This is a genomic window from Paenibacillus terrae, assembly GCF_000943545.1.
GTDB classification, from domain to species: Bacteria; Bacillota; Bacilli; order Paenibacillales; family Paenibacillaceae; genus Paenibacillus; species Paenibacillus terrae_A.
In genome coordinates this window covers 1-24,133 of the sequence record NZ_JTHP01000021.1, presented here as the reverse complement: position 1 = coordinate 24,133, position 24,133 = coordinate 1, and the positions used below count along the sequence as shown (strand labels likewise).

The following is a 24,133-nucleotide window of genomic DNA, read 5'->3' as shown; positions in this document are numbered from 1 at the left end:
GGCTACTGTAACGAAGCAAAGAAAGCCCCAACCTTCAATCTGAAGTGCACCCCTTAGAATAGACATTGGATAAAACCCCTGGTTTGTCCGATGAAATTCTGGGGGTGTATTTTTATGGCGATTAAAGGACAGAGGTTTAAAACATACTCGGATGAGATCAAAGAAGAGGCCATTCGTTTACATGTGGAGGAAAGATGGACTTATCGGAAAATTACGAGTAGCGAAGGCTCCAAGTTTGAAAAAGGATATAATTAGGAGGACAGACCAATGAAAGAGTCTCAAAATAATAAGCCTATGCTATACTCGGTAAGCATACTGTTTGATGCAGCATCCTTATGAGGGAGTGATTCATATGATCATCGCAAAGGGCCAAAAAATTGACGTTACAAAAGGGAAAAATGTACAAGATATTGCCATTGGTCTCACATGGAAGACTACACATCCGAGTATAGATATCAATGCATCTGCTTTCCTATTGAATGCAGCGGGCGTGTGTACCCGAGATGAAGATATGATCTTTTATAACCAGCAAATAAGCCAACAACACGCGGTCAGCCACTCCGGTCCCGCCGAAGGATCACGTGAGATCATTCGGATTACAGTAGCGAAGATCCCTGCTGATATTGAAAAAATCGCTTTTACACTTACCATTCATGAAGGTGAGACGAACGGACAATCGTTCTCGAATGTTCAAGATGCTGTTTGTCGTATATACAATCCAGTAAGCAGGGAAGATATCGCCATTTTCAACTTTGGCGAAGGCCTCAATAAAGAAACGGCCATAGTTGTAGGCGAGCTTTACCTGCACCAGGGGGAATGGAAATTCAACGCCGTTAGTAGTGGATTTGAAGGAGGACTTGCTGCGCTCGTTAAAAATTTTGGGCTTGAAGTATCCGACGAACCACAAAACGAAGTGGCTGCCGCTACCGAAGTCAATCCGGCCCCACAGCCTGCGCCTGTACCCGAAACGCCAGTCAAGCTGATTAAACTGGATCTCAAGAAACAAGAGAGTATCAATATACATAAATCGGAGAAGGTAACGGCCACCTTGGAGTGGGCAACCAAGAAAGACTTGGATCTGTACTGTTTCTATGTGACGAAAGACTACAATGTCGGAAAAATCTATTATCGCAATCTCGGTTCTTCTCATAGTACACCATATATTCAGCTTAACGGCGATGCCTTGACTCACGGCAAAGAAACAATCATTATTCATCGGCCAGAGGCCTTGCGCTTTGTTCTCTTCGCTGCCTATAGTGCGGTCAGTAATGGCATCGGCAGCTTCAAATCCATGAAGGTTCGTGCTGTCGTTGATAATCATCAAGGACAGGTTATTACAACCCCATTACACGAAAAAAATAGTTATGCGTATTGGGTCGCAATTGCTCATATTGACTTTACGGGGACCAACCAGATGAAAGTAAGTCACGTGGAGAAGTATTCGGGTAAAAATGTAGAGCATAGTCCACTACTTTATGAAGATGGATCGTTTAAAATGGATGTCGGTCCAGTAGAATTTAAGTAATTCAACACATTATGACCCTTCCTGTTTCTATCTCCTGCTAAAAAATTATTCACAAATACTATCGTATTATTATCTATAGATGTACTCTCGGATGGCTCTCCTTACGACCTGAATGTGCGGGCTAGACAGTTTTAGGCTGCTGGTATACGTTTTATCGTACCCAAATGGACTGAACCCGGTTCGTCTGGCTCTGGTTGGTATTGCAGTTAGCGCGTGAAGTAGCACAAAGGTTCAACCGCTCATGACCAAATACTCTGCCAACACCAACACGGTATTGCTATGGCTGAACGGCTCTTTGTGGGACAACGTGGGACCAGGTGTGCTCGAGAAAAGGAACCAGTCTAACACGTTGTCTCTATTTTCCCTGCTTCGACTGGCTTTTTTATTTATTGTGATTAAGGGGTCTACGTCTTATTTTAGCGTTCAATCCGACGTTTGTTTCTCAAAATGTTGTGAATCATCTTATGATTGGGGAGCTGCTTGAACAACTTATGTCCGGGATGCGGATTGGCCTCGATGATCCAGATTTGACCATTCTTCTCAATAGCAAGATCAATACCCAGCTCGCGAAACGGATGATTTTTATCTATTGTGTCGGCAACCATTTTAGAAAGTTCGATGATCTGATCCAGAGTCTCTTTCATTTTCGTTCTGTCATTTTTAAAGACCTTTAAAAGCACTTTGGACAATGGTGCCGCATGTCCTCCTTTGCGGTAATTGGTAACCACTTTTTGGGGTGCGGCAACACGACCGGTTATTCCTGAAATGACCCATTCCGACTCCGGCTTCTGCATATACACTCTAACATCAAAAATCGAACCTTTGTACTTCGCTAACCGAAGTCCTTGCTGTACCAAATAACGGCGATGAGGCCTCCGATGGGTTTTGATAGCTCTTCTCACCGCGTGGGATCTGACAATTCTTCGACTGGAGCCGCAACGAATCTCATACCTCCTCCCCAGCTTTTTGGCCCGTATGATACCAGTCCCCCCGCTTCCATAATTAGGCTTAATGAAAACCGTCCGATATTCGTCCAGCATGCGCAAAGTTCTTGCATTGCTAATCCACTGGGTCTCCGGCAGATAAGAACTTAAAACGGGATGTTGTCGCATTTCCTTATATTGAATCATCTTTCCAATGGGCACGAGTATCCCTCGATTCTGTTGGGTTTTTGCACGCATTACATGAATATGCATCCATATTCTATCTTGGTAACGGCGAATGCCACAGTTTGCTATAAAAGAGGCAAATCCCCTTCTACCTATAAAGGTCATTCGAATAATATATTAGACCAATAGACACTCTGGATATATGATGTATAAAAATAATATGAGGAGGGACTTTAATATGTCTATTTATGATTTTCAAGCAACCTCAATTAACGGGAAGCCGATTAAACTGTCAGACTACAGCGGAAAAGTTCTCCTCATCGTAAACACAGCCAGCAAATGTAGCTTTTCCCGTCAATTCGCTGATCTACAGAAGCTCTATGAAAGTCGACGGGAACAGGGTTTTGAAATTCTCGCGTTTCCTTGTAACCAATTCAATGAAAAAGAGCCGGGTAGCAATTCGGAAGTTTAGGGAGTCTGCCAAATTAACCATGGAGTAACATTCACGCTATTTGAGAAAACGGATGTAAGAGGTCCATCTCCTCATCCTTTATTTCAATATCTGACACAACAGGCACCGTTTCAAGGCTTCGATACCCAAACCAAGGACGGTCAATGGATGGAGGATTTCCTGCGGGATAAGTATCCGGAAATATACGCTGGCGACGGGATCAAGTGGAATTTCTCCAAGTTTCTGATCGATCGCGATGGTCATGTAAATGGAAGATTTGAATCAACGACGGAGCCCTTTGAAATAGATTCTGTCATCGAATCACTGTTGTAGGGTTTCAGTTTACTCCTTTGAATTAGTTTAGAAGAAAAAGAGTATCAAATGACAAAAATAAATATTTGTCATTTGATACTCTTTTGTGTTATCCTGACTTCAAGGAGGTGACTCACACGGCAACTTGACCGTGTCTCTATGGAAAAATCCTCAGATATTTTAACCAAGGAACAGATTCTCATCGCTACAGAAGACACACTTAGACGTTTTGGTGTAGCTAAAACCTCCGTGACCGATGTTGCCAAAGTATTAGGAGTAAGTCATGGCACCATTTATCGACATTTTAAAAGCAAAGCCGAGCTTCTTGAAGGCGTGACCGAAAAATGGCTGAATGAAAAGATTATCGCTCCGTTAACGGAGGTGTGTCAGGATTCATCCCTGCTGGGAACGCCGCATTTACAACGATATATACAGACCTTGATCGAACTCAAGCAGTATTATGCCCGCGATGACGAGGAGATGTTCGAGATGTATACCCGGGTCACCGAGCAAGCCGCTGATTTAATCGACCAGCATATCGCCCACATTGTGGATCAGCTCGCTGACATCATTGCACACGGGAACATCACATCGGTTCAGCCAGCCCAACTGGCGCGAACCCTTTTCTATGCCACAGCCCGTTTTCATCATCCCGCTCATGCTTACGAATGGAAGAGTCCTGCGATTGATCAGGAGTTTTCGGATGTGTGGATGCTTTTAGAAAAAGGAATCTCTTAAAAAATTATAGAAAGAAGGTTAAATACCTATGAAACATTTGGACGGAAAAATAGCGATTATCACCGGTTCCTCCAGAGGAATTGGACGTGCTATTGCCGAGCAACTGGCTGATCTGGGCGCTAATGTAGTCATCAATTATGCCAGCAGTCCGGACAAAGCTCAGGAAGTCGTGGAGGGCATTATTCAAAAAGGCGGAAAAGCCATAGCACTCCGCGCTGATCTGGGCAAGATGAGTGATATTGAAGCCTTATTTACACATACGATTGCTGAATTCGGCAAAGTGGATATTCTGGTTAACAATGCCGGATTGATGATCACCAAACCTCTGGCTGAGGTAACCGAGTCCGATTTTGACAAACAATTCGCACTGAATGTAAAAGGGACTTTCTTTGCCTGTCAACAAGCGATGAAGCATATGGAAAACTGCGGAAGAATCGTGAACCTGTCTACGTCCGTCATCGGACAAATGTTTCCTTCGTATAGCGTATACGCGGGTACCAAAGGCGCCGTTGAGCAATTTACCCGTCAGCTTGCCAAGGAGTTCGGAAGCAAACAAATTACGATCAACGCCGTGGCTCCCGGTCCCGTGAATACCGAGCTTTTTCAAGAAGGGAAAACCGAGCAGCAAATCGAAGGTATAAAAAAAATGAATGCGTTCGGCCGTCTCGGTGAACCTGAGGATATCGCGGATGTGATTGAGTTCCTGGTCAGCGCCAAATCACAATGGGTTACCGGGCAGACGATCCGCGTCAACGGCGGGTTCATCTAAAAACCGAAATACATGAAATGGAGGCTGTTCACGTTCATGATATTACACAAAGGGGAGACCCTATTTCGACAAGGAGAATCCGGCCCTCTGTATCTGTTAAAGAGTGGCTTGTTAAAAATCATCCGAGTCCATGAGGACGGCTCGCAAATTTTAGTCAACGTTATTGTGCCCGATGAAATCATCCCGCATCACTCCCTGATCAGCCCCAATCCTTATTATGGTACAGCGGTGGCGCTGGTAACCTCAGAGGTTGAAGTTCTGTCGCAAAAGGAATGGTATCTCGCGCTGGAGCAAGACCCGGCTCAATGTCGGGCTATCGCTTTGCAGCTACAGGACAAGTTGCGCATGATGCAGCAACGAATTGACCAGCTCACCGAGGTGTCACCTGCCGAGAAGCTTCGGAAGCTTCAACGCTGGTTCCACTCCTATATCGCCCCCGCCACGTTAACGGACGTGCTGACGCAGGAGGAAATCGGTCAGTTCATCGGGCTGCGCCGGGAGACGATTAACCGGCTATTGCGCGCTTCAAGCGCTCCTTCTGCAAAAGATGATGACGATAATGCATCTCGATGAGCGCAAACCACTCTCCAGCATTCAACGCACCGAATCTGGGATGATTGACGGTAGACGGTCCTGTTGGTTTCCCAACGGTCGGCTCAATCTCTCTCATTTTGCGGATCACAACGTTTAATCCCTCCACAATTTCTTCTTTGCTTGTGGGTTGTGGGGGAGTGTATTGCGGGGATGGTGGGACTTGGATACGTATTGGCGGAAATCCTCCCAGATTAAAAATGGCCGTGCCTGCCTCCGTTTTAGTCCCTATCTCTCCATCTGGCTTTAGACAAAGATCAATGTTCTTCAGATGCATATAAAGAGCAGAGTTCACCAAATGAAGGTACATTTGTCCAAGCGACCATTCGCCTTCCTGTGGTGTGTACTGCAATTGCTCCAAGCTAAAGTGGTCCAATTCAAGAAGATAGTGTTGTACCGTTTGTTCAAAACGCTGCAATGTTTCGGTTGTTGTATTCATATACTATTAACTGCCCCTCTCCTTCAAGTAGCTTTACTATACACAAATGCTACTGACAGCATTATGTCAGTAGCATTTCAACATTTTTTCGACTTCCGTTCGTACCCGATCCCGGAGCGATTCAGGCTCCAGCACGACCATATCTGCACCCCACCCGAGTATCCATTGTAGTAATTCCTCTGGCTGCCTGACGCGGAAGAGTACATGCAGTCCATCCGCACACTCCTCTACAGCCTCCATGTAAAAACTGTTCGCTTCCTTCACTTTATCAGCAATCTCAGGACGGGCTAGTATGCGAACGTATATATGGCGATCATCTGCTTGCTTGTAATCCTGCAATTTAAAATCGGCGGGGAACTGAAAGCCGTCCTCCAGCACGATAAGCTCGTCCATACGTGACAAACGGAAATGGCGGAGCTGTTGCCGCAATTCGCATTGCCCAAGCAAAACCCATGAACCACGAATCAGTACAAGACCATAGGGGGCGACCACACGCACACTTTGACGATTCCCGTCAGCCTCTGGCATTCTTTTGGAGTAGCCGAATCGTACCTTCCGTTGTTCCAATATAGCGAGACGCAGCGTTTCCAAATAAGTTTTCTCTTTAAGGTTTGCCCCTTCACCTACCGCGAGCAGTCTGATGGTCGTACGCACCCGGGAAACTTCCCTGCGAACGCTCTCCGGTAAAATGGCTTCAATTTTCCTACGGGAAGCCTGCGCCTTGGTCCCGTAATCTGTATCAAATTTTTGTTCGACAAAATCCGTCCCGATTAGCAATGCCACAGCCTCTTCTACGGTAAAGCTCACTGGGGGCAGGAAGTACCCCTCCATCAAGGAATATCCAATGCCCGGCGCTCCTACAATCGGTACGCCCGATTCGCTTAGAGCCTGAATATCCCGATAGATGGTTCTTACACTCGTTTCGAATATAGCCGCCAAATCCTCGGCTCGTAAAATATCCTTACGCTGCAACTCTAGCAAGATAGCTAGCAGACGGTCTGTTTTGTTCATACCACGTCACCCTCTCTGGAAGGATCTAAATACAGTAATACAAAAGAGCAATAAGAGCAGTACAATCACTGCTACTTATTGCTCTTTTTTTCATACGAAAGTTACTTCATTACTTAAAAAACACTTTTTCGACGTTATATTTAGCCTTTTGTGCATTGATGATGTAGGTTTCATAGATTTCTCGCTCTACCGCATCTTCCACAATACAAACCTCAATAATCGCCACTTCGTTCCGATGGGCCTTGATCGGCGATACGGTGTCTTCAAAATGCTTTTTGATTCTTGGTCTCAGCTTTCTTGCTTTACCAACGAACAACAATTCCTCCTGCGCGTTGTAGAACATAAAAATACCAGCCTTATCTCTGGGAATCAGGTGGAAATCTGTAAATCCATAAATATGGCTCAGTTCAGGGTTAACCTGTTTGGTAATCGTGATGTCCGGGGTTGGAATCGTTATGTTTATCACTATGTCACTTCCTCATTCTATATAGGTGTAAATACTATCACAAATCCCGATGTAACACCATTCAATAATCCTTGCCCCATGACTAAAATGCCCGACTTAGAAACAGTATGAAAAAAAGATGACCCTGATGAATACAGAGCCACCTTTTCATTTTATGTCAACCGTTTTTGTAATCCGTAATGCGGTAATACATCGTTTTATCCTTCAGCTTACGGAAATGAGACCTTGCCGGATAAAGATTAGCTTCAATAATCCCGATACTTCCTTTCCGGTCTATTCCAATGTCCAGTCCATATATACGGTGTCCCGGAAAAAAAGCACTTAATCTCTTCGCGGAACGGATGGAAACACGATCAATATGGGACTCTAATGCACTGGCAGACAAGTGCCGAACAGAAGATTGCTGAATACCGGATTTAAAGCTGAGCAATGTCCCTTTACTCCGTGTATTATTGGATACAATATAGCCTTTGCCTGCAACTTTGATAACCTTTCCTGTGACTACCCATACAGATGAGTTGATTCTCCGTTGAATGATGACTCTCATATCAAAAGGGCGTTTGTGGATGGTCGGACGAGTAATTCTGCGTTGAACCATATAACTGGCGTTCCCGATTTTTCTTCTAATATAATGATACGTATTAGTTCTGCCCCGTACTAAAACTTGTTTATTCTCGTAATGTACGATGTACTTATGGTTTCCTAACCAGGAGACCTGAAAGATCCCCCGTCCACGACTCCCCCACACCGGTTTCACGATAACATGCCCGTACTTGGAGAGAAGTTCCGAAAAATTATACCTGTTCAGGAGCTTCGTTTCGGGGACGTAAGACCTCAGAGACGCATCCCTTCTCAATAACAAATATTTGTACCACTTATCTTTTGCTGCTGATGCCATGGGGACTCCACCTTTCTCATCCGCATTTTATGCTACTGAGATAGCGTTCAAGCCATTCCAAAAATAACTCCATTTCCTTATACGTGATATCACCTATATTGGCAATCCGGAACGTATTTAGTTTCTCAAGCTTACCGGGATAAATCATAATACCTTTGCTGTAAAAATAATCATGCATAGATTGAAAATCATAACCTGCACAATGAGGTTCAAGAATGGAAGTAATGATTTTGGAATGATGCTCTTCGGGAATGATATAGCTTAGACCTAACCGGGCTAACCCGTTAATTAAGGTTTTCCAGGATGTCGCGTACCTTTCGTACCTTTTATCCACCCCCTCTTGCTTTAATTCCTCAATCGCTTGTTTAAGCGCATATAAGGTTTGGACTGGAGGAGTAAACCGCATCTGCCCATGTTCCACAAAATAGTGGTATTGAGCATACAAATTCAAATAATAGCTTCTTGGTTTCTGGCCTTTCAAATTCTCCAATTTGCTTTTTTCGTTTATCACAAACGAAACCCCGGCCATTCCCTGTAAGTTTTTGTTGGAGCTTGCCGCCAGGTAGGCAATGTTCATTTCCTTCAATTGAATTGGAATGGCCGCAAATGAGCTCATGGCATCCACAATCATGTCGATTTGATACCTTTTGCACAATTCTCCGATATCCTTTATCTTGTTAAGCAGGCCCGTTGTCGTCTCGTGATGTACGACGGCCAGATGGGAGACGGTGCGTTCGGAAGATTGGATATATCTTTCTAATTCAGCCAAATCAATAGCATCATCGGGAGGACTTTTGAATTCAAAATAGTCCACTCCATAAACCTTCGCTATCTCGCACATCCGTTTTCCATAGGCTCCATTGCTGACAATGACCACTGCATCGTGATTCGGGACCGAACTGATGATGGATTCCACCGCTGCAGTACCCGATCCACCAAACAATACGGTTGCATAATGATCCGGGTCTGCGACCAGCCGGGTAAGCTCTGTAGAAATATACTCCATGATTTGGCCAAACTCGGCTTCACGAGGACAGATATCCGGAACCACCTGTGACCATTTCACACTTTCTGTAGTCGTTGCCGGACCAGGGGTAAGCAAAATGTTTTTCTTGACGGAAGAACTCATGAACCACCCACTTCCTTGCCCTTCAAAGGATCGTTATGAATGAAACGCTCCAGACGTTCTTTTACTTCGTGAGGCTTCATATGCGGACGAGCAAGCTGATCCTTGGAATCTTTGGATATTTTCAGGCACAAAAATGTAAGTTCTTTATTTAATTTCCATTCTTGTAAAGAGGCTTTCAGTTCCTCGAGACTGTGAACAAGAATCGACTTTGTATACCCGCAGGAAGCGGCAATACCTATAAAATCAATATTATGAGATACCGTACTTTGCCCGCCTGTTGATTCATGGGCGTTATTATCGAGCAGAATATGAACCATATTGGCTGGATGGTAGTAACCGTTGGTTGCCAGGCTCCCCATACGCATCAACAGAGATCCGTCTCCGTCAATCACGACGATATTTTTGCTTGATTGGCTCAGAGCCAACCCCAGTCCAAAGGAACCGATGCATCCCATAGAACCCACCATGTACAAGTTGTTATCTGCATCTTCAATTTCATAAAGTTCGCGCCCGGTTTTACCAGTTGTTGCGAGCTGTACGGTATTACTGTCTTTCATGGAGTTAATCACAGCTAATGCATCATACCGCGTAGGCATTTGGTGGTCCCCATGACCATGCTGCCGGATCTGATTTAAATGAATGGAGGTTTGCTGTTTTTGCAATGGTTCTTTGTCAAAAGTCCCTTTCTTAACGACAAAAAAGAACGGGCGATGTCGGGCAATTTGCTCATTAGCCTGGATCAGCTGATTTTGGGCCTCCTCCAAGTCCTTGGAGAGATACTGCCATTCTACATCCATCAAATCCAGCATTTGCGTTGTAATCCGGCCCATCAGTTCATGCTGAGGCTCGTCAGGTATCCCCGGCTCTCCGCGCAGGCTGACAAATCCAAGCAGCGGAATACGAAAAGGGTAAGTAAGGGAGGTCAATGGCGAAACAGCGTTGGTTAGCCCTGAATTTTGCATAAGGACTACCGACTTCTTCCCCCCTATATAAGCTCCGGATGCAATGGCGACCGCATCCCCTTCGTTAGCCGCTGCAACATAATCGCATTCGTTTATCGCATAATTGATCAAGCTTTTCAAGAAGGAGCATGGAACACCGCTAAAAAAGGTAAATCCTAATTTTTTCAGCTCTTCTCCAAACAATTTTGTGTCCATTATACGTGCTCACCCGAATCCGGTTCTGACGACGGGAGGTATTGCCGTTCCGCAGCCTGCAGCTCCTCGACCCCTTGAAGCCGGAATACTTCTTCGAGGGTTGCGACGCTCTTCTCGATATGAACAAGGCTTTCATCCCGATAAATTCGGTCAGATAATTGTTTCATAGCTTGAATGGATGCTCTCAAATTATGATTTGCCCAAATCACGAGGCTAATCCCCATCTCCTGAAACCTGACGGTTGGGGTCGTGTAGTATTTGGTAGGCACAATCACTACCGGCAGTCTTCCGGCCCATTCCTTCATGAACGCTTCAATCTCTGCGACATCCGATCTTTTGCTGTGGATAAATACGGCATCGGCTCCTGCCTTCCGGTACGCCTCTGCCCGCTGCAGCGCCACTTTAAGCCCTTTCCCGGCAATAAATGCCTCTACTCTGGCCACCACCGTAAAGTCCGCGTCCGTTTGCGTATCTTTCATCGCTTTAATTTTCCCGGAAAACTCTTCGATATCAGCCAAAGTCTGCCCTTGACCGTTAATGAAAGAATTCATTTTGGGGAACCGCTTATCTTCGATGCATACCCCCGCAATATGACGCTGCTCCAGTTTCTTCACCAGCCGCCTTGCATTATTGAAGTTGCCGTACCCCGTATCTCCGTCCAGTAAAATCGGGATGGAGGTAGCGTCACTCATGAATTCCAAAACATCCAATACCTGCGTCCAGGAGGCCTCATTGTTGTCCCTGACTCCCATCGCTGCAGAGATGGATAACCCGCTGGCCCAAATTCCTTTAAACCCCGCCTCCTCCACAATTTTGGCTGACAGACCATTATGAGCTTCCATGATAAACTCCAGTTTTTGAGAATTGACCAACTCTCTTAGCTGCTTTGTTTTTTTCATTGAAACTTTCTCCTTCTCCCCTAAAAATAATGTGCAAGGAATCTACTTCCAAATAAGCCTCTTGTTTCTCATGATCGTGTTGATCATAGTAGGATCGGGAAGCTGGGTAAACAGCATATGTCCGGGGTGTGAATTGGCCTCGATAATCAAAATACGGCCTTTTGTATCTATGGCAATATCGACCCCCAATTCGCGAACTGGATGCCGTTTATTAATCGTTTTGGCAATGATGACGGATAGTTTGGATATCTCACGAAAATAGGCATCCGCTTTCGTGCGGTTATGCTTAAAAAGGCTGAAAAGCACTCGATGCAAGGATACTGCATGCCCTCCTTTAAGATAATTGGTAACATACTTATGAGGTGCCGCGACACGGGCGGCCGTGCCGGAAATAACCCATTTCCCCCCTGGTTTCTGTAGGTATATCCTTGTGTCAAAAATCGATCCATGGTACTTGGCTAACCGAAGTCCCTTCTGTACTAAATACATGTGTCTGGATTTCTGGTATGACTTAATTGCTCTCAAGACAAAACGAGATCCAACAATCCTTCGACTTGAGCCCCTACGAACCTCATATCCTTTCTTCAATCTCTTGACTCGGATAATCCCGCTGCCACCACTCCCGTGATTAGGTTTTATGAAGACCGATGAATAGGTATTCAGCATCCGCGAGGTCCTCGAATCCGTAAACCAGTGGGTTTCAGGTAAATGCGGACGCAAAACGGGATGTTGCAACATTTCTTTATGCTTTTTCATTTTTCCAATGGGCACTTGTCATCCCTCTTATCTTTTTGGGTTTTTGCGCATACAGTATGCATATGCATCCAGATCCCCTTCTGCGTGGGCCGCTACCTCTGCTAGAAACCAAGATTCATGTACAAAACGGCATGTCCCAGCTTGTTATAAATACGAAACCCCCTAGGAGACAACCTTTCGTACAGGCTCGGGGTTCGGACCACAGAAAATAGGCCGTCGCCAAATCACAAAAGCTCCGCAACCAGGAAGGTAGCGGAGCTTTTATTTCCAGTCAGACGCTAGTGATGCAGCCTGCCCTCGTCGGCGATCGCCAGCAAAATGGCAAAGTCCGCAAGCCCGCCGGTCAAGCTGAAAATAAAACTAAAGCAAGCTGAAAGTTAGTGGCTCTGTAATTTTATTTAAGTAAAGACTTGAAATAAAACCCATTTTAACCGATATATTAAGGGTAATTATGTAATTGTTTCAACAATCTTGTTAGGAGGAGTGTTTAAAATGTCTAGTATCTTTAATCGCAAGGGCAGGCTCAGCTTGTTGCTGGTAGCTGTCATTGCACTCGTTATTCAAGGCTCTATAGGAGGAAGCTCGCATGTGGCCCAAGCAGCCGACAATGTGATTAATGCCAAGGATCTTGGCGTTAAACCCAACTCGAATTCCTCACAATCCAGGGAAATCCAAAATGCGTTGAAGTATTTTTATGATCGTGGTACAGAGGGAACCGTGTACTTCCCGGCAGGTACATATCTGGTCGACGATTCGATCCGTTTATATGCCGGGGTGAGTCTGAACGGTGACGGAGTGGGCAAAACGATTTTCAAAAAAACAGGGTCTAAAAACCAATACGTGATTGGGAATCCGATTCTACGAAACAATTCTGACCTACTAGACGTGAAGCTGTCGAATCTCACCATTGATGCAGACCGTGCGAACCGTGAAGCTCGTGGCGAAAGTCAGGTAGGCGGTATGATTATAGATGTGGCCGTCTCGCACCTCACGCTGGATCGCGTGGAGATTAGCGATACCACAATCGGAGCCCTTCTTCGCAGAACGAGAGATTCAGAGATTACCAACAGCCGCTTTGACCGGAATAATGGACATGCTATTGCCACCGGACATGAAAGCTATCCGGCAGGTGAGTTCCGTAACGTCAAAATTACGAATAACCAGATTACCAATTCGGGCGGCGGCAGTGGAATCAATCTGTCACGTGCAACCTACACGACGGTCACTGGAAATCAAATCATTAATAAAACCCATCAATCTGACGGATATGCTGGCATTCGTATCCCTAATAACGGTGCCAACAATACCGTCAACAATAATGTAATTGAAAATTATCCTCGGGGAATCTTTGTACTGACTGGAGCAACAGACAATAATGTATACAAAAATACGATAAAAAATGCATCCCTGCAAGGTCTTCTGGTTCAATCGGACGGCAATACTTTTACAGACAATGAGTTTTTTCAAACCAATTCTTCACTTAATCCTGACACAATCATTCGCCTTGCTAACGCAAACAACAACAAAATTATTGGTAACGAAATGACCACGTACTCCGGATTTTCCAACATAGGAATACGTGTCACCGATTCCAGCTCCAATGAAATTAAGGACAACATCACAGATACTTCAGGCAAATCAGTCAGTATTGAAGGTGGGAGCAATAATGTGAATAAAGGCAACCGCAATCGATAGCAGAATTATGTACTATGCTAGTTCCTCTGTTTCCGTTACAATATGTCAGTGTGATTCTGGCATCGGCAGATTGACGCGTACTTGAACATTATTGGAGGCTTCTATTTTTTCATGCAAAACGAATCTCATTCTAACGTAAAAATCGTAACAGCCGATCCGAGCGCGATCGGTCTGTTTGGCTTGGCTATTGTAACGCTTGTCGCTTCATCCCAAAAGCTCGGTCTCACCGAGGGCTTGAGCTTCATCATCCCTTGGGCTATCTTCCTTGGTGCCTTTGCACAGCTATTTGCCTGCATTCAGGATGCAAAGCATAACAACACCTTTGGCATGACGGCTTTTGGCGCTTACGCCTTCTTCTGGTTAGCCGTAGCTAGTAGCTGGATGATCAAAATGGGCGTATTCGGCCCTGAGCTGGCGTCTGCTGTAGACGGTAAGCAGCTCGGCTTTGCCTTTGCCGGCTATCTCATCTTCACGCTGTTCATGACCATTGGAGCGATGGAGACGCATAAGGTCCTATTCTTTATCTTTGTCCTGATTGATTTTCTGTTCCTCGGCCTTAGCTTTGATGCATTCGGCGTTGCTCCAGAGGTGTTCCATACCCTCGCGGCTTATGCTGAAATGGGTATTGGTATACTCTCGCTGTACGGTACAGGAGCCGCTGTTCTGAATGCACATTTTGGCCGTACGTTCCTGCCTGTAGGACGTCCTTTCGGTATTTTCAAACCACGACCTTAGCTGTATATGTAAGCCCCGCAAAGCCGCCTTCCGCGCCGATCCGCGTTAAGGACGGCTTTTTGGGTTATAAAGCTGGAATTATTCGGCTTGCCAATTCGGCATCCGCTCTGCCGCATAACGAAGGCCAGCTGCCATTCCTTTGGGAATGATTTCGTTAATATTTTCCACTTCCTCCATAGATAAAGCGATATCGACTGCCCCCGCATTTTCCTCTAAATAGGTAACCCGCTTGGTGCCTGGAATCGGTACAATTCCCTCTTGCGCAAGCAGCCATGCCAAGGCCAGTTGAGAAGGCTTGACCCCTTTTTGAGCAGCGAGGTCCTTAATATGCTGTACGAGATCGAGATTTTTCTGGAAATTCTCAGGCTGAAAGCGTGGCACGGTACGACGGAAATCATCTTCTGCAAAATCATCAAACTTCTGAATTTGCCCGCTCAAAAAACCGCGTCCCAGCGGACTGTATGCTACAAACTCAATTCCCAGCTCCTTGCAAGCGGGTATAACCTCATCTTCCGCTTCCCGGCTCCATAAGGAGTATTCCGTTTGCAGAGCCGTGATCGGGTGAACCTTGTGAGCACGCCGAATGAGTGCAGGAGAAGCCTCGGACAGCCCCAAATAGCGGACTTTCCCCGCCTGAACCAGGTCACTCATCGCTCCAACCGTTTCCTCGATAGGTACATTCGGATCGACACGGTGCTGGTAGTACAAGTCGATCACATCTACGCCCAGTCTTTGCAGGCTGCGGTCACATGCCTGTTTTACATATTCAGGACGGCCGCTGACACCCAGAAATGCCCCATCCTCTCCGCGCATAATGGAGAATTTAGTAGCTAATACCACCTCATCCCGGTGGCTCCGCAGGACTTGACTGATCAGTTTTTCATTTTCTCCCACACCATAGACATCTGCTGTATCCCAGAAGTTGATCCCCAGCTCCAACGCACGATGAAGCGTTTTGATCGACTCCTGATCATTCAACTCGCCATAATATTCGGACATTCCCATGCAGCCCAGACCCAGTGCAGATACTTGAAGGTCACTTTTACCCAGTTGTTTCTTTTTCAATTTCCATCACTCCTATATCAAAAGAATGTCATCGGCCTTTCTGATCACCATCACGTTACATCCAGTATGTTACTACTTAAAGTTAACTTGAAGTCAAGCATTGTCTCGTACACGCTATTCCAAAACTTTTTTAGAAAAATTTGATTTCGGGGTTGTAAAAGGCAGCTGTAAATTTCCTATATATATGAGAAACGAATTATCGCGCGAGATTCGGTTTCAAAATAATCCACCAGGAGGTTGCCCATAATGCCAACAAACTACTCTTATAACAAAACGTCCGATGGTTTCCATGTAATCATCACGCCAGCTTCGAATATTCAAAATAAAAATATTAGAAGCCGGATCACACAGCAAACCGATTACGGAATTAATGGAGGCTTCTTTAATCCCATCAGCACAACCAAGGCGCCGACCGAATGTTTGTCTATCGCGGTCACACCTAATAATACCCATGATACGAAGGCGAATGCCAAAGGAAACAGCCGTGGTACGGCATTTATCTACACAGAGAGCAACAAAACAAAAATGGGGATTGCCCGTGCTTCAAGCGTAACGGATCTCAAAAAACAAATGGGGACTTCGGTTGCGTATAAGTCTATTATTAGCGGCGGCAGCTTGTCGCTGAAGAAAGAGGAAGAAGCATGGCTTAAGGATTTAAAAGATATTGAAAAATTTGATTTGAATGGAACGTTGCGATACACCGATTCCACCGGGCGAACTGGCCTGGGCTTCAAAATCGTAAACAATATTTGGCAGGTCTATCTGGTTGTTCATGAAAATGCGACGCTGAAACAGCTTCGCAATTATTTTATTAAACAGGATTGCTTTGAAGCCATTCTTCTGGATGGTGGAGGCTCGTCCGGTATTCAAGTTAAAAACTCTGCTGGCACTATGGTTAAGTATGAGCAAACACGTTATATCTACAACATGGTAAAGCTCATTAATATCACCTAAGGATTATGATGCGCTTCCATAGGAGCAGGAGATCTTACCAGCCTCCTTTATCATTCATCCAGCACGATGATTTCCAATGCCAGGAAAACAGGTGTTACAGGGTACACATAAGAGACTTCAATGGGTTCCCCCACCTGTAATTCTGCTGGATTGATTAATTGCCTGCGCTGATCATCCATCTGCTTATAAATATGTGTATCTGGAACAGATATATAGACCGCTTGGATAGGTTTTTCCGTTGGATCATCACTTTGGGGTAGTCCTTTAGCAAATTGAACAGGCTGTTCAAATCGGATCAAATAGTTCATGGTAGGGGCTGCTAAGGGTTGTTCTACTTCTTTTTCAATCCTTTCAATACTTTCGATTTTGGCACGCCCTGTATATACCGTTGTGCTTTCCAGACGATCCAAGTCAAAAATAGATCGAACCACAGCCCCATTAGATTTGTTAACCGGGGTAGCCGATTCTGTTGTAGAACATGCTGGCAATAAAGCTGCCACAAGCAAGACAAGAACAAGGGCAGAAACTCTACTTTTCATAAGTGATCCTCCCTAATCTGGTTTATAAAATACGATTCACTATTAAGACGTGGGCAGGAACAATTTGGTTGCTTTAATCATGTCAGTATTATCCATTATATTTCGAAAGGTGTGTTTAGTAATATGTTAAAAAAACTAGGTTTCGCAGCTCTCGCCGCATCCACACTTCTGATGGGAAGTTCCATTACAGCAAGCGCTGATTCTACTGTAAATTACGATCATTTGCTCTCGGCAGGGACCACTAACGCTTATCTGGCCATGGAAGATGGATCTTCATTTTATGCAACGGGAAGTAACGGTAATGGCAAGCTCGGCGTGGGCGCTGGCGGAGGGAATAATAAAACAAGTCCGGTGCAGGCCCATGTATCTGATATCGCTATGATTGATGCCGGTGCTCTGCATTCGACCTTGCTCAAAAAAGACGGAACCATCTGGTCTTGGGGCTTTGCAGGTTACGGGGAGCTAGGAACAGGGATTAAAAAGGGTTTTGTAAATGAGCCTGTTAAAAACAAATATATTAATGATGTGAAGGAAGTGAGGGCCGGCGGTCAATTCACACTTGCCCTCAAAAATGACGGAACCGTGTGGGCCTACGGAGAAAACAACTTTGGCCAACTGGGCATTGGCACAAAAGGAGCTTCCGCCTTTTCCGTTAAGCCTGTGCAAGTACAGGGTTTGGAGAATATTGTAGCCATTGACGCTGGCGATAGCTTTGGTGCAGCCTTAGACAAAGATAATCAGCTATGGGTATGGGGACGTGGTTATGATGGCGCAATGGGGCAGGATGATAAAGAAGACCAGCTTACCCCTGTTCAATATCGAATTGATGATATCAAGACTTTTGCAGCAGGGCCTGACCGCATTTATGTACTAACGAACAGCGGAGAAGTATATGCTTCCGGGAGTAACACTTCTGGAAAGCTTGGGGACGGAACCTCTACTTTTAGAAGATCACCCGTATTGATCAATGTTTCCAATGTAAGTAGACTGAAAGCAGGCAAAACTCAAACTTTTGCACTTAAAAATGATGGAACTCTTTGGGGCTGGGGAACCAATAATGAGGGACAGGTAGGTGACGGGACCGATGTATTTTCTGTTAAAGTCCCATCCCAAGTTGTAGATGACACAAACACGCCACTAACCGATGTAGTAGCATTCAGTGCAGCAGGAACCCACTCCCATGCTTTGACAGCCGATGGGAAGGTCTGGTCTTGGGGATTTAATAGAAATGGTGAGCTTGGAATCGGTAGCACCAAGGAACAATATTCTGCCACGAAATCGAATTTCCCGAATCCATTTTCCAAATAAATAAGTTTCTTCATCTTAATAATTAGTTCAAGGAGCACGCATAAGCTCCGTTCTCTCCAATTCCAAAAAAGCAATCGGGCAGGTTCAATCAACTGTCCTGATTGCTTTTTTATTTTCATATAGAACCTGCTTTATTATAAATAAAACTATGATTATGTATGAACAGAAGCGCTTCTGAAGCTTCTGGACGGTAAGAAAATTCATTTACAGAGCTAAGGCTTCTTCCGTAATCTTTTTAATATCAATGGATGAAGGCGTTTCTTCCTTAACCATATCCGGCAAAATATGTTCCAGAAAATAATCAACACATTTTAATTGGATATTTTTGATTTTAACGAGCGCATTACGATACATGACTATAAATTCTTTTTCAGTATTTCCCCGCTGTAGTTCGGCAAATGCTTCGTACACCTGATCCATCTTGTCAGCAACTTCAAGGATCAAGCCTTCTACTGAATTGTCTTTGCCTTCTCGGAGCTGTTTGCGGAAAATGGCTTTGAACTCCTCCGGAATGTTCTCTTCAATAAAATACTCAATCATACCTTCTTCGACCTGCTGGATTAATAACCGGAGTTCCTTGGAGGAATGCTTAACAGGCGTTTTTATATCTCCAATAAAGATCTCCCCATAATCGTGACTACTTGTGATCTCGTAAAGCTTTTTCCAGTCAATGCTTACACCGTTTCGCTCTTCAATATCAGCCAGCGTTTTGGCATACTGTACCACTTTCCATGAATGAGCAGATACGCTGTGTTCTTCAAATTTAAACTTGCCTGGACAGCGGATGATCCTTTCCAACTCGTTTAGTGATCGAAAATACGTATGAATCCCCATACTTGCATCCATCCTTTAATTTATATGATATTTGTGGATATAGCTCCTACTATAAGCCTCAACTATTAACAGCAGATTAGCGCAGTATAAAGTGGAGACTTACACATATAGCACGCAAACCAATTTTGCTATACACTTTATATAAAAAAGTTAAAAGTGCGGTGAAATCGTTGTTTAAAATCTTGCTAATTGAAGATGATGAAACTTTATTTCATGAAGTTAAAGATAGATTAACTCAATGGGCCTATGATGTGTATGGCATCCAGGACTTTAGTAAGGTAATTCAGGAATTCACAATGATAAAGCCTGATCTGGTCGTGATTGATATTCAATTACCGAAATTTGATGGGTTTCATTGGTGTCGAATGATTCGATCCCGCTCTAACGTCCCTATCCTCTTCTTATCATCACGTGATCACCCTACGGATATGGTGATGTCGATGCAGCTTGGAGCGGATGATTTTATCCAAAAACCGTTTCATTTTGATGTACTCATTGCAAAATTACAGGCGACACTTCGCCGCGTGTACAATTACAATACAGAACCTGTCTCCCTGAAAACATGGTGTGGAGCCACGGTCGATTACGAAAAAAATGTAGTTGCCAATGAGGCTGGCTCCATCGAATTAACCAAGAACGAAATTTATATTTTAAAGCTTCTAATTGAGCAAAAAAACAAAATTGTCTCCCGGGAGGAATTAATTAAAAGCCTTTGGGATGATGAACGTTTTGTCAGCGACAATACCCTGACCGTCAACTTGAATCGCCTGCGAAAAAAACTGGATGAGCTGGATTTGGGCCGTTTCATTGAAACGAAGGTGGGGCAAGGCTACATGGCTACAGAAGAGGCACATGCCTATGATTAAAAAATATCTTATGGAAAGGCGAAGCTGGATTCTACTTTTTGTATGTCAGCAATTCCTTATCCTGCTCATCGCTTATGTGGATGCAGCAATCCCGTTTATGCCGATCCTTTATATTGTCTTCTTATCTATGATGATATTCTTGGGTTTTTTAATTATCCGCTACCCTAAAGAAACCAAATTCTATAAAACACTAGAAGAATGGGAAAGCCCTCTCGAATTAACGGGTATAGGCGAACCGGAGAGTCCATTTGAGCAAATCATTGAACAAAAAATCACCGACCAGACCGAACGATTACAACAAATCATCTCGCAAAATCAATTGACACTTGAACACGAAAAAGATGAACTATTATCCTGGATTCATGAGGTGAAAACACCTTTGACCACCATGCATTTGATGATTGAGCGGTTGGACGACAAGTCCCTAAAAGCTCAGTTAACCTATGAATGGCTACGAATTCACTTACTGCTGGATCAGCAGCTCCATCACAAACGCATATCTTTTATTGAAAATGATTTGTATGTCGAGCAAGTGAATTTAAAATCTCTTGTTTTTAAAGAGATCAAAGCATTACAGTCATGGTGCATCCAAAAAGGGATCGGTTTTGATATCCAACTTGAGCAAATTAAAGTGCTGAGTGATGCCAAATGGCTTGCTTTTATCGTTAGGCAGCTCTTAACCAATGCCATCAAATATAGCGATGCCAGTGATATTATCATTCACAGCTATGAACAAAATGATCGAATACGGCTTGAGGTCCAAGACTTTGGTCGCGGTATTGATCCGAAGGATATACCCCGTATTTTCGAGAAAGGTTTTACATCCACGACCCAACATTCTGATCATACTTCAACGGGCATGGGGTTATATTTAACGAAAAAGGCAGCAACGCCTTTGCTCATACATATAGATATGCATTCCAAACCGGACGCCGGTACAACCTTTACTTTAATTTTTCCCAAACAAAATGATTTCGTGAGTATGGTGAGCATGTGACAGAGATGTCACATGCTTTTATGTATTGTTCGCTCAATCAAAGGAAAAGCAGCATCCCTATTTTTATAATAAAGTTACAAGAACAAAAAGGAGTGCATCGAAGTGAATATTTTAGAAGCCCATAAAATTCATAAAAGCTACGGTAATAAGTTAAATATGCAGGAGGTATTAAAGGGAATTGATATCCTTATTGAAGAAGGCGAATTTGTCAGTATTATGGGAGCCTCTGGTTCAGGTAAAACCACACTGCTGAATGTCCTTTCCTCCATTGATCACGTGAGCCACGGGTCCATTAAAATCAATGACATCGAAATGACGAAAATGAAGGAAAAGCAACTGGCTGAATTCCGCAAAAAACATCTGGGCTTTATTTTTCAAGAGTATAATCTGCTGGATACGCTAACCGTGAAGGAGAACATTCTTTTACCCTTATCCATCACCAAAACGCCTAAAAAAGAAGCAAACCGAAGATTTCAGGAAGTAGCTACAGAACTGGGAATTTATGAACTGAAAGATAAGTACCCCAATGAAATTTCGGGCGGACAAAAACAGCGTACATCTGCGGCCAGAGCGTTTATTCATGAGCCCAGTATTATATTTGCCGATGAACCTACGGGCGCGCTGGATTCCAAATCGGCTTCGGATTTATTAAACAAGCTGGGCCAGTTAAACCAGAAGCGCAAGGCAACCATTATTATGGTCACGCACGATCCTGTCGCGGCCAGCCATTGCAGTCGGGTCATTTTTATTAAGGATGGACAAATGTATACGCAGCTTCATAAAGGTGGGCAGGAAAGACAAAGCTTCTTTCAGGATATCATGAAAACCCAAGGGATTTTAGGTGGGGTCCAATATGAACATTAATCAGCTCATCCTAAAGAATTTGGAAAAAAACCTGAAAAATTATTACCTGTATGTCTTTGCTTTAATTTTCAGTGTTGCGCTCTATTTCGCTTTTGTCACATTACAATACGATCCCTCCATGGACGAAGTGAAGGGCTCTGTTAAGGGTGCAGCTTCCATACGGGCAGCATCCGTCCTGCTGGTCGCTATTGTCTGCATTTTCCTTATGTATGCCAATAATATTTTTATAAAAAGACGAAGCAAAGAAATTGGCCTATTTCAATTGATCGGAATGACTAAAAACAAAATTTTTCGCATCCTAAGTGCTGAAAACTTAATTCTATACTTCAGTTCACTATTCATTGGAATTGGGGTTGGATTCTCCTTTTCCAAATTAGTGATCATGATTTTATTTAAGACGACGGGCGTCGAAGCCATTGCCACTCTATATTTCTCTAACCAAGCACTGACTCAAACACTCATCGTTTTTTGTATCATCTACCTGTTGATCATGCTCATGAATTATTCCTTTATCAAAAGACAGAGTATTTTGTCTTTGTTCAGAGTGACCTCAACCACCGAAGGGAAAATCAAGAAAATATCTATCTATGAGATGATCATTGGGATCATTGGAGTCTCATTCATCGCTTTAGGATACTATGTTTCTTCCAAATTGTTTGGTGGAGACTTTACATCCATGAATGAATTATTTATGGCTATGGTGTTTATTCTGGGCTCTGTCATCATCGGAACACTCCTTTTTTATAAAGGATCTATCCGCTTTATTTCAAATATCATCAGAAAAAGTAAAGGCGGCTATTTAAACATTAATGAAGTGCTGTCTCTCTCATCCATTATGTTCCGCATGAAATCCAATGCTTTGTTGTTGACCATTATTACAACAGTATCGGCACTTGCCATCGGTTTACTTTCCTTAAGCTATATCGCCTATTATTCTGCGGATCAAGCAGCTGAGGACAATGTACCTTCCCATTTTGCAATGACGAATGTACCGGATGCGGAGAAATTCAAAACGTTACTTCAAGAGCATGACATACAGTATCGTGAAAAGAAAATTGAAGTCATTCAAGTCAGTGTGAACACAGCCCAAATTATGGAGACTCCTCTGGAAGGGTTAAATATCGGTGCGAATTCCACGACGTTGCCTGTCATAAGCGATCAATCTGTGAAGGGTACGGATGTATCTCCAGGTCAAACGATTTTAACGGGCTATAATGATGTGTCACAGAAATTTATGTCCTTGAAAAGCTTTGGCCCATTGGACTTGAAGGGGAAAAAGGAAGTCATACATCAACAATATTTGGGTCTAAAAAAGGAATATGTTATTCCCTACTATTTTACAGCCGGGGGACTACCCACTGTCATTGTAGACGAAACCATCTTTGAGCGGTTAAAGAAAGATGTAAATCCTGAGATTCAAAAGAAATCATCCTTATATATTGGAATTGATATGATGAATGAAGAACAGATCAAAGAAGCCGATCGCCTCTTTAAAACCGCCAACTTTAGTGGGCAACAAACATCACGCCTTGAAATGAGCAGCAATCAGAAGAGAAATATGGGAGTGATCATGTTTGTAGTTGGCTTTTTAGGACTCACCTTTCTCATTACATCAGGCTGTATCCTTTATTTTAAGCAAATGGATGAGAGCGAAGACGAAAAAGCCAATTATACGGTGTTGAGAAAGTTAGGGTTCACACAAGGGGACCTGCTTAGAGGCATCAAAATAAAACAACTCTTTAACTTCGGCATTCCATTAGTAGTCGGCCTTTCACACAGCTATTTCGCCGTCCAATCCGGCTGGTTCTTGTTTGGAACAGAAGTTTGGATGCCTATGATCATCGTTATGGTACTATACACCGCCTTATATTCCATTTTCGGGATACTATCCATCCTGTATTATAAAAAAGTCATTAAAGCAGCATTATAATTGGTCAAAAGCTCCAGACGAAAGTACTGGGGGCAAAAGGTATTGATGCTAGGGTTGCTGGAAGCCCTATGGATTTTCGTCAGTCTAAAATGGCTG

25 protein-coding genes and 1 pseudogene are annotated in these 24,133 nt (G+C 43.9%); 14 read left to right on the top strand and 12 right to left on the bottom strand.

All coding sequences use genetic code 11. The features are described from left to right. Positions 1-114 precede the first annotated feature (114 nt). Positions 115-255 carry a hypothetical protein gene (locus tag QD47_RS32150; protein WP_161797176.1) on the top strand — a complete coding sequence of 47 codons (141 nt, stop codon included), beginning with the start codon at positions 115-117 and terminating at the stop codon, positions 253-255. Between the two features lie 97 nt (positions 256-352). Next, complete coding sequence (locus tag QD47_RS12310; protein ID WP_052646766.1) at positions 353-1,525, top strand: TerD family protein; 1,173 nt, start codon at positions 353-355, stop codon at positions 1,523-1,525. A 416-nt stretch (positions 1,526-1,941) separates the two neighbouring features. Here the strand turns inward: QD47_RS12310 and QD47_RS12305 are convergent, their stop codons facing one another. Then, positions 1,942-2,706 carry a YheC/YheD family protein gene (locus QD47_RS12305; protein WP_235332256.1) on the bottom strand — a complete coding sequence of 255 codons (765 nt, stop codon included), beginning with the start codon at positions 2,704-2,706 and terminating at the stop codon, positions 1,942-1,944. Between the two features lie 166 nt (positions 2,707-2,872). Here QD47_RS12305 and QD47_RS30730 point away from each other — a divergent pair. The 4 genes and pseudogenes from QD47_RS30730 to QD47_RS12280 all read left to right on the top strand — a co-directional run bounded on the left by QD47_RS30730 (position 2,873) and on the right by QD47_RS12280 (position 5,477). After that, a pseudogene (locus QD47_RS30730) lies at positions 2,873-3,418 on the top strand (glutathione peroxidase). A 138-nt stretch (positions 3,419-3,556) separates the two neighbouring features. Further along, positions 3,557-4,135 (top strand): TetR/AcrR family transcriptional regulator, encoded by a 579-nt coding sequence (locus QD47_RS12290; RefSeq protein WP_044646397.1) that lies wholly within the window; start codon positions 3,557-3,559, stop codon positions 4,133-4,135. 28 nt (positions 4,136-4,163) lie between these two features. Next, positions 4,164-4,904 carry an SDR family oxidoreductase gene (locus QD47_RS12285; protein WP_044646396.1) on the top strand — a complete coding sequence of 247 codons (741 nt, stop codon included), beginning with the start codon at positions 4,164-4,166 and terminating at the stop codon, positions 4,902-4,904. A 36-nt stretch (positions 4,905-4,940) separates the two neighbouring features. Further along, on the top strand, positions 4,941-5,477 hold the full coding sequence (locus QD47_RS12280; protein WP_044646395.1) for a Crp/Fnr family transcriptional regulator: 537 nt from the start codon (positions 4,941-4,943) through the stop codon (positions 5,475-5,477). On the opposite strand, the gene QD47_RS12275 is transcribed toward QD47_RS12280, so the two are convergent. The 8 genes from QD47_RS12275 to QD47_RS12240 form a co-directional block, all read right to left on the bottom strand. Continuing rightward, on the bottom strand, positions 5,410-5,934 hold the full coding sequence (locus QD47_RS12275; RefSeq protein ID WP_044646394.1) for a DinB family protein: 525 nt from the start codon (positions 5,932-5,934) through the stop codon (positions 5,410-5,412). The two genes, QD47_RS12280 and QD47_RS12275, sit on opposite strands and share 68 nt — an antisense overlap. 66 nt (positions 5,935-6,000) lie before the next feature. Beyond that, positions 6,001-6,945, bottom strand: coding sequence for a helix-turn-helix transcriptional regulator (locus tag QD47_RS12270; protein WP_044646393.1), 945 nt, complete (start codon positions 6,943-6,945; stop codon positions 6,001-6,003). Between the two features lie 109 nt (positions 6,946-7,054). Continuing rightward, entirely contained in the window at positions 7,055-7,411 is a 357-nt protein-coding gene (locus QD47_RS12265; RefSeq protein ID WP_044646392.1) for a nucleotide excision repair endonuclease, read from the bottom strand. A gap of 157 nt (positions 7,412-7,568) precedes the next feature. Beyond that, positions 7,569-8,309 carry a YheC/YheD family protein gene (locus QD47_RS12260; RefSeq protein ID WP_044646391.1) on the bottom strand — a complete coding sequence of 247 codons (741 nt, stop codon included), beginning with the start codon at positions 8,307-8,309 and terminating at the stop codon, positions 7,569-7,571. 16 nt (positions 8,310-8,325) lie between these two features. After that, a complete protein-coding gene (locus QD47_RS12255; protein WP_044646390.1) occupies positions 8,326-9,438 on the bottom strand; it encodes a 2-aminoethylphosphonate aminotransferase in 1,113 nt (370 codons plus the stop codon). Continuing rightward, positions 9,435-10,595 (bottom strand): phosphonopyruvate decarboxylase, encoded by a 1,161-nt coding sequence (gene aepY, locus QD47_RS12250; protein WP_044646389.1) that lies wholly within the window; start codon positions 10,593-10,595, stop codon positions 9,435-9,437. The genes QD47_RS12255 and aepY overlap by 4 nt, the downstream gene beginning before the upstream one ends. Beyond that, a complete protein-coding gene (aepX, locus tag QD47_RS12245; protein WP_044646388.1) occupies positions 10,595-11,494 on the bottom strand; it encodes a phosphoenolpyruvate mutase in 900 nt (299 codons plus the stop codon). Before aepX ends, aepY begins: the two co-directional genes overlap by 1 nt. Before the next feature lie 42 nt (positions 11,495-11,536). Further along, positions 11,537-12,265: a YheC/YheD family protein gene (locus tag QD47_RS12240; RefSeq protein WP_044646387.1), complete on the bottom strand. Its 729-nt coding sequence runs from the start codon at positions 12,263-12,265 to the stop codon at positions 11,537-11,539. 477 nt (positions 12,266-12,742) lie between these two features. Between QD47_RS12240 and QD47_RS12235 the strand changes: the two genes are divergently transcribed. Next, on the top strand, positions 12,743-13,945 hold the full coding sequence (locus QD47_RS12235) for a glycosyl hydrolase family 28-related protein (protein ID WP_044646386.1): 1,203 nt from the start codon (positions 12,743-12,745) through the stop codon (positions 13,943-13,945). Positions 13,946-14,056: 111 nt separating this feature from the next. Then, positions 14,057-14,680, top strand: a complete 624-nt coding sequence (locus QD47_RS12230) for an acetate uptake transporter (protein ID WP_044646385.1) — start codon at positions 14,057-14,059, stop codon at positions 14,678-14,680. Between the two features lie 78 nt (positions 14,681-14,758). Here the strand turns inward: QD47_RS12230 and QD47_RS12225 are convergent, their stop codons facing one another. Next, positions 14,759-15,745, bottom strand: a complete 987-nt coding sequence (locus QD47_RS12225; protein ID WP_044646384.1) for an aldo/keto reductase — start codon at positions 15,743-15,745, stop codon at positions 14,759-14,761. Between the two features lie 246 nt (positions 15,746-15,991). Between QD47_RS12225 and QD47_RS12220 the strand changes: the two genes are divergently transcribed. Then, entirely contained in the window at positions 15,992-16,699 is a 708-nt protein-coding gene (locus QD47_RS12220; protein WP_044646383.1) for a phosphodiester glycosidase family protein, read from the top strand. 50 nt (positions 16,700-16,749) lie between these two features. Here the strand turns inward: QD47_RS12220 and QD47_RS33160 are convergent, their stop codons facing one another. Further along, positions 16,750-17,238, bottom strand: coding sequence for a hypothetical protein (locus tag QD47_RS33160; protein WP_044646382.1), 489 nt, complete (start codon positions 17,236-17,238; stop codon positions 16,750-16,752). Between the two features lie 123 nt (positions 17,239-17,361). Between QD47_RS33160 and QD47_RS12210 the strand changes: the two genes are divergently transcribed. After that, complete coding sequence (locus tag QD47_RS12210; RefSeq protein WP_044646381.1) at positions 17,362-18,546, top strand: RCC1 domain-containing protein; 1,185 nt, start codon at positions 17,362-17,364, stop codon at positions 18,544-18,546. Positions 18,547-18,750: 204 nt separating this feature from the next. Here the strand turns inward: QD47_RS12210 and QD47_RS12205 are convergent, their stop codons facing one another. Next, entirely contained in the window at positions 18,751-19,380 is a 630-nt protein-coding gene (locus QD47_RS12205; RefSeq protein WP_044646380.1) for a YfbR-like 5'-deoxynucleotidase, read from the bottom strand. A 170-nt stretch (positions 19,381-19,550) separates the two neighbouring features. Here QD47_RS12205 and QD47_RS12200 point away from each other — a divergent pair, with 170 nt between their 5' ends. The 4 genes from QD47_RS12200 (at position 19,551) to QD47_RS12185 (ending at position 24,037) form a co-directional block, all read left to right on the top strand. Then, positions 19,551-20,246: a response regulator transcription factor gene (locus QD47_RS12200; protein ID WP_044646442.1), complete on the top strand. Its 696-nt coding sequence runs from the start codon at positions 19,551-19,553 to the stop codon at positions 20,244-20,246. Then, positions 20,239-21,243, top strand: coding sequence for a sensor histidine kinase (locus QD47_RS12195; RefSeq protein ID WP_044646379.1), 1,005 nt, complete (start codon positions 20,239-20,241; stop codon positions 21,241-21,243). The genes QD47_RS12200 and QD47_RS12195 overlap by 8 nt, the downstream gene beginning before the upstream one ends. Before the next feature lie 102 nt (positions 21,244-21,345). Then, positions 21,346-22,107 (top strand): ABC transporter ATP-binding protein, encoded by a 762-nt coding sequence (locus QD47_RS12190; protein WP_044646378.1) that lies wholly within the window; start codon positions 21,346-21,348, stop codon positions 22,105-22,107. Next, positions 22,097-24,037, top strand: a complete 1,941-nt coding sequence (locus QD47_RS12185; RefSeq protein ID WP_044646377.1) for an ABC transporter permease — start codon at positions 22,097-22,099, stop codon at positions 24,035-24,037. The genes QD47_RS12190 and QD47_RS12185 overlap by 11 nt, the downstream gene beginning before the upstream one ends. The last annotated feature ends 96 nt before the right edge of the window (positions 24,038-24,133 follow it).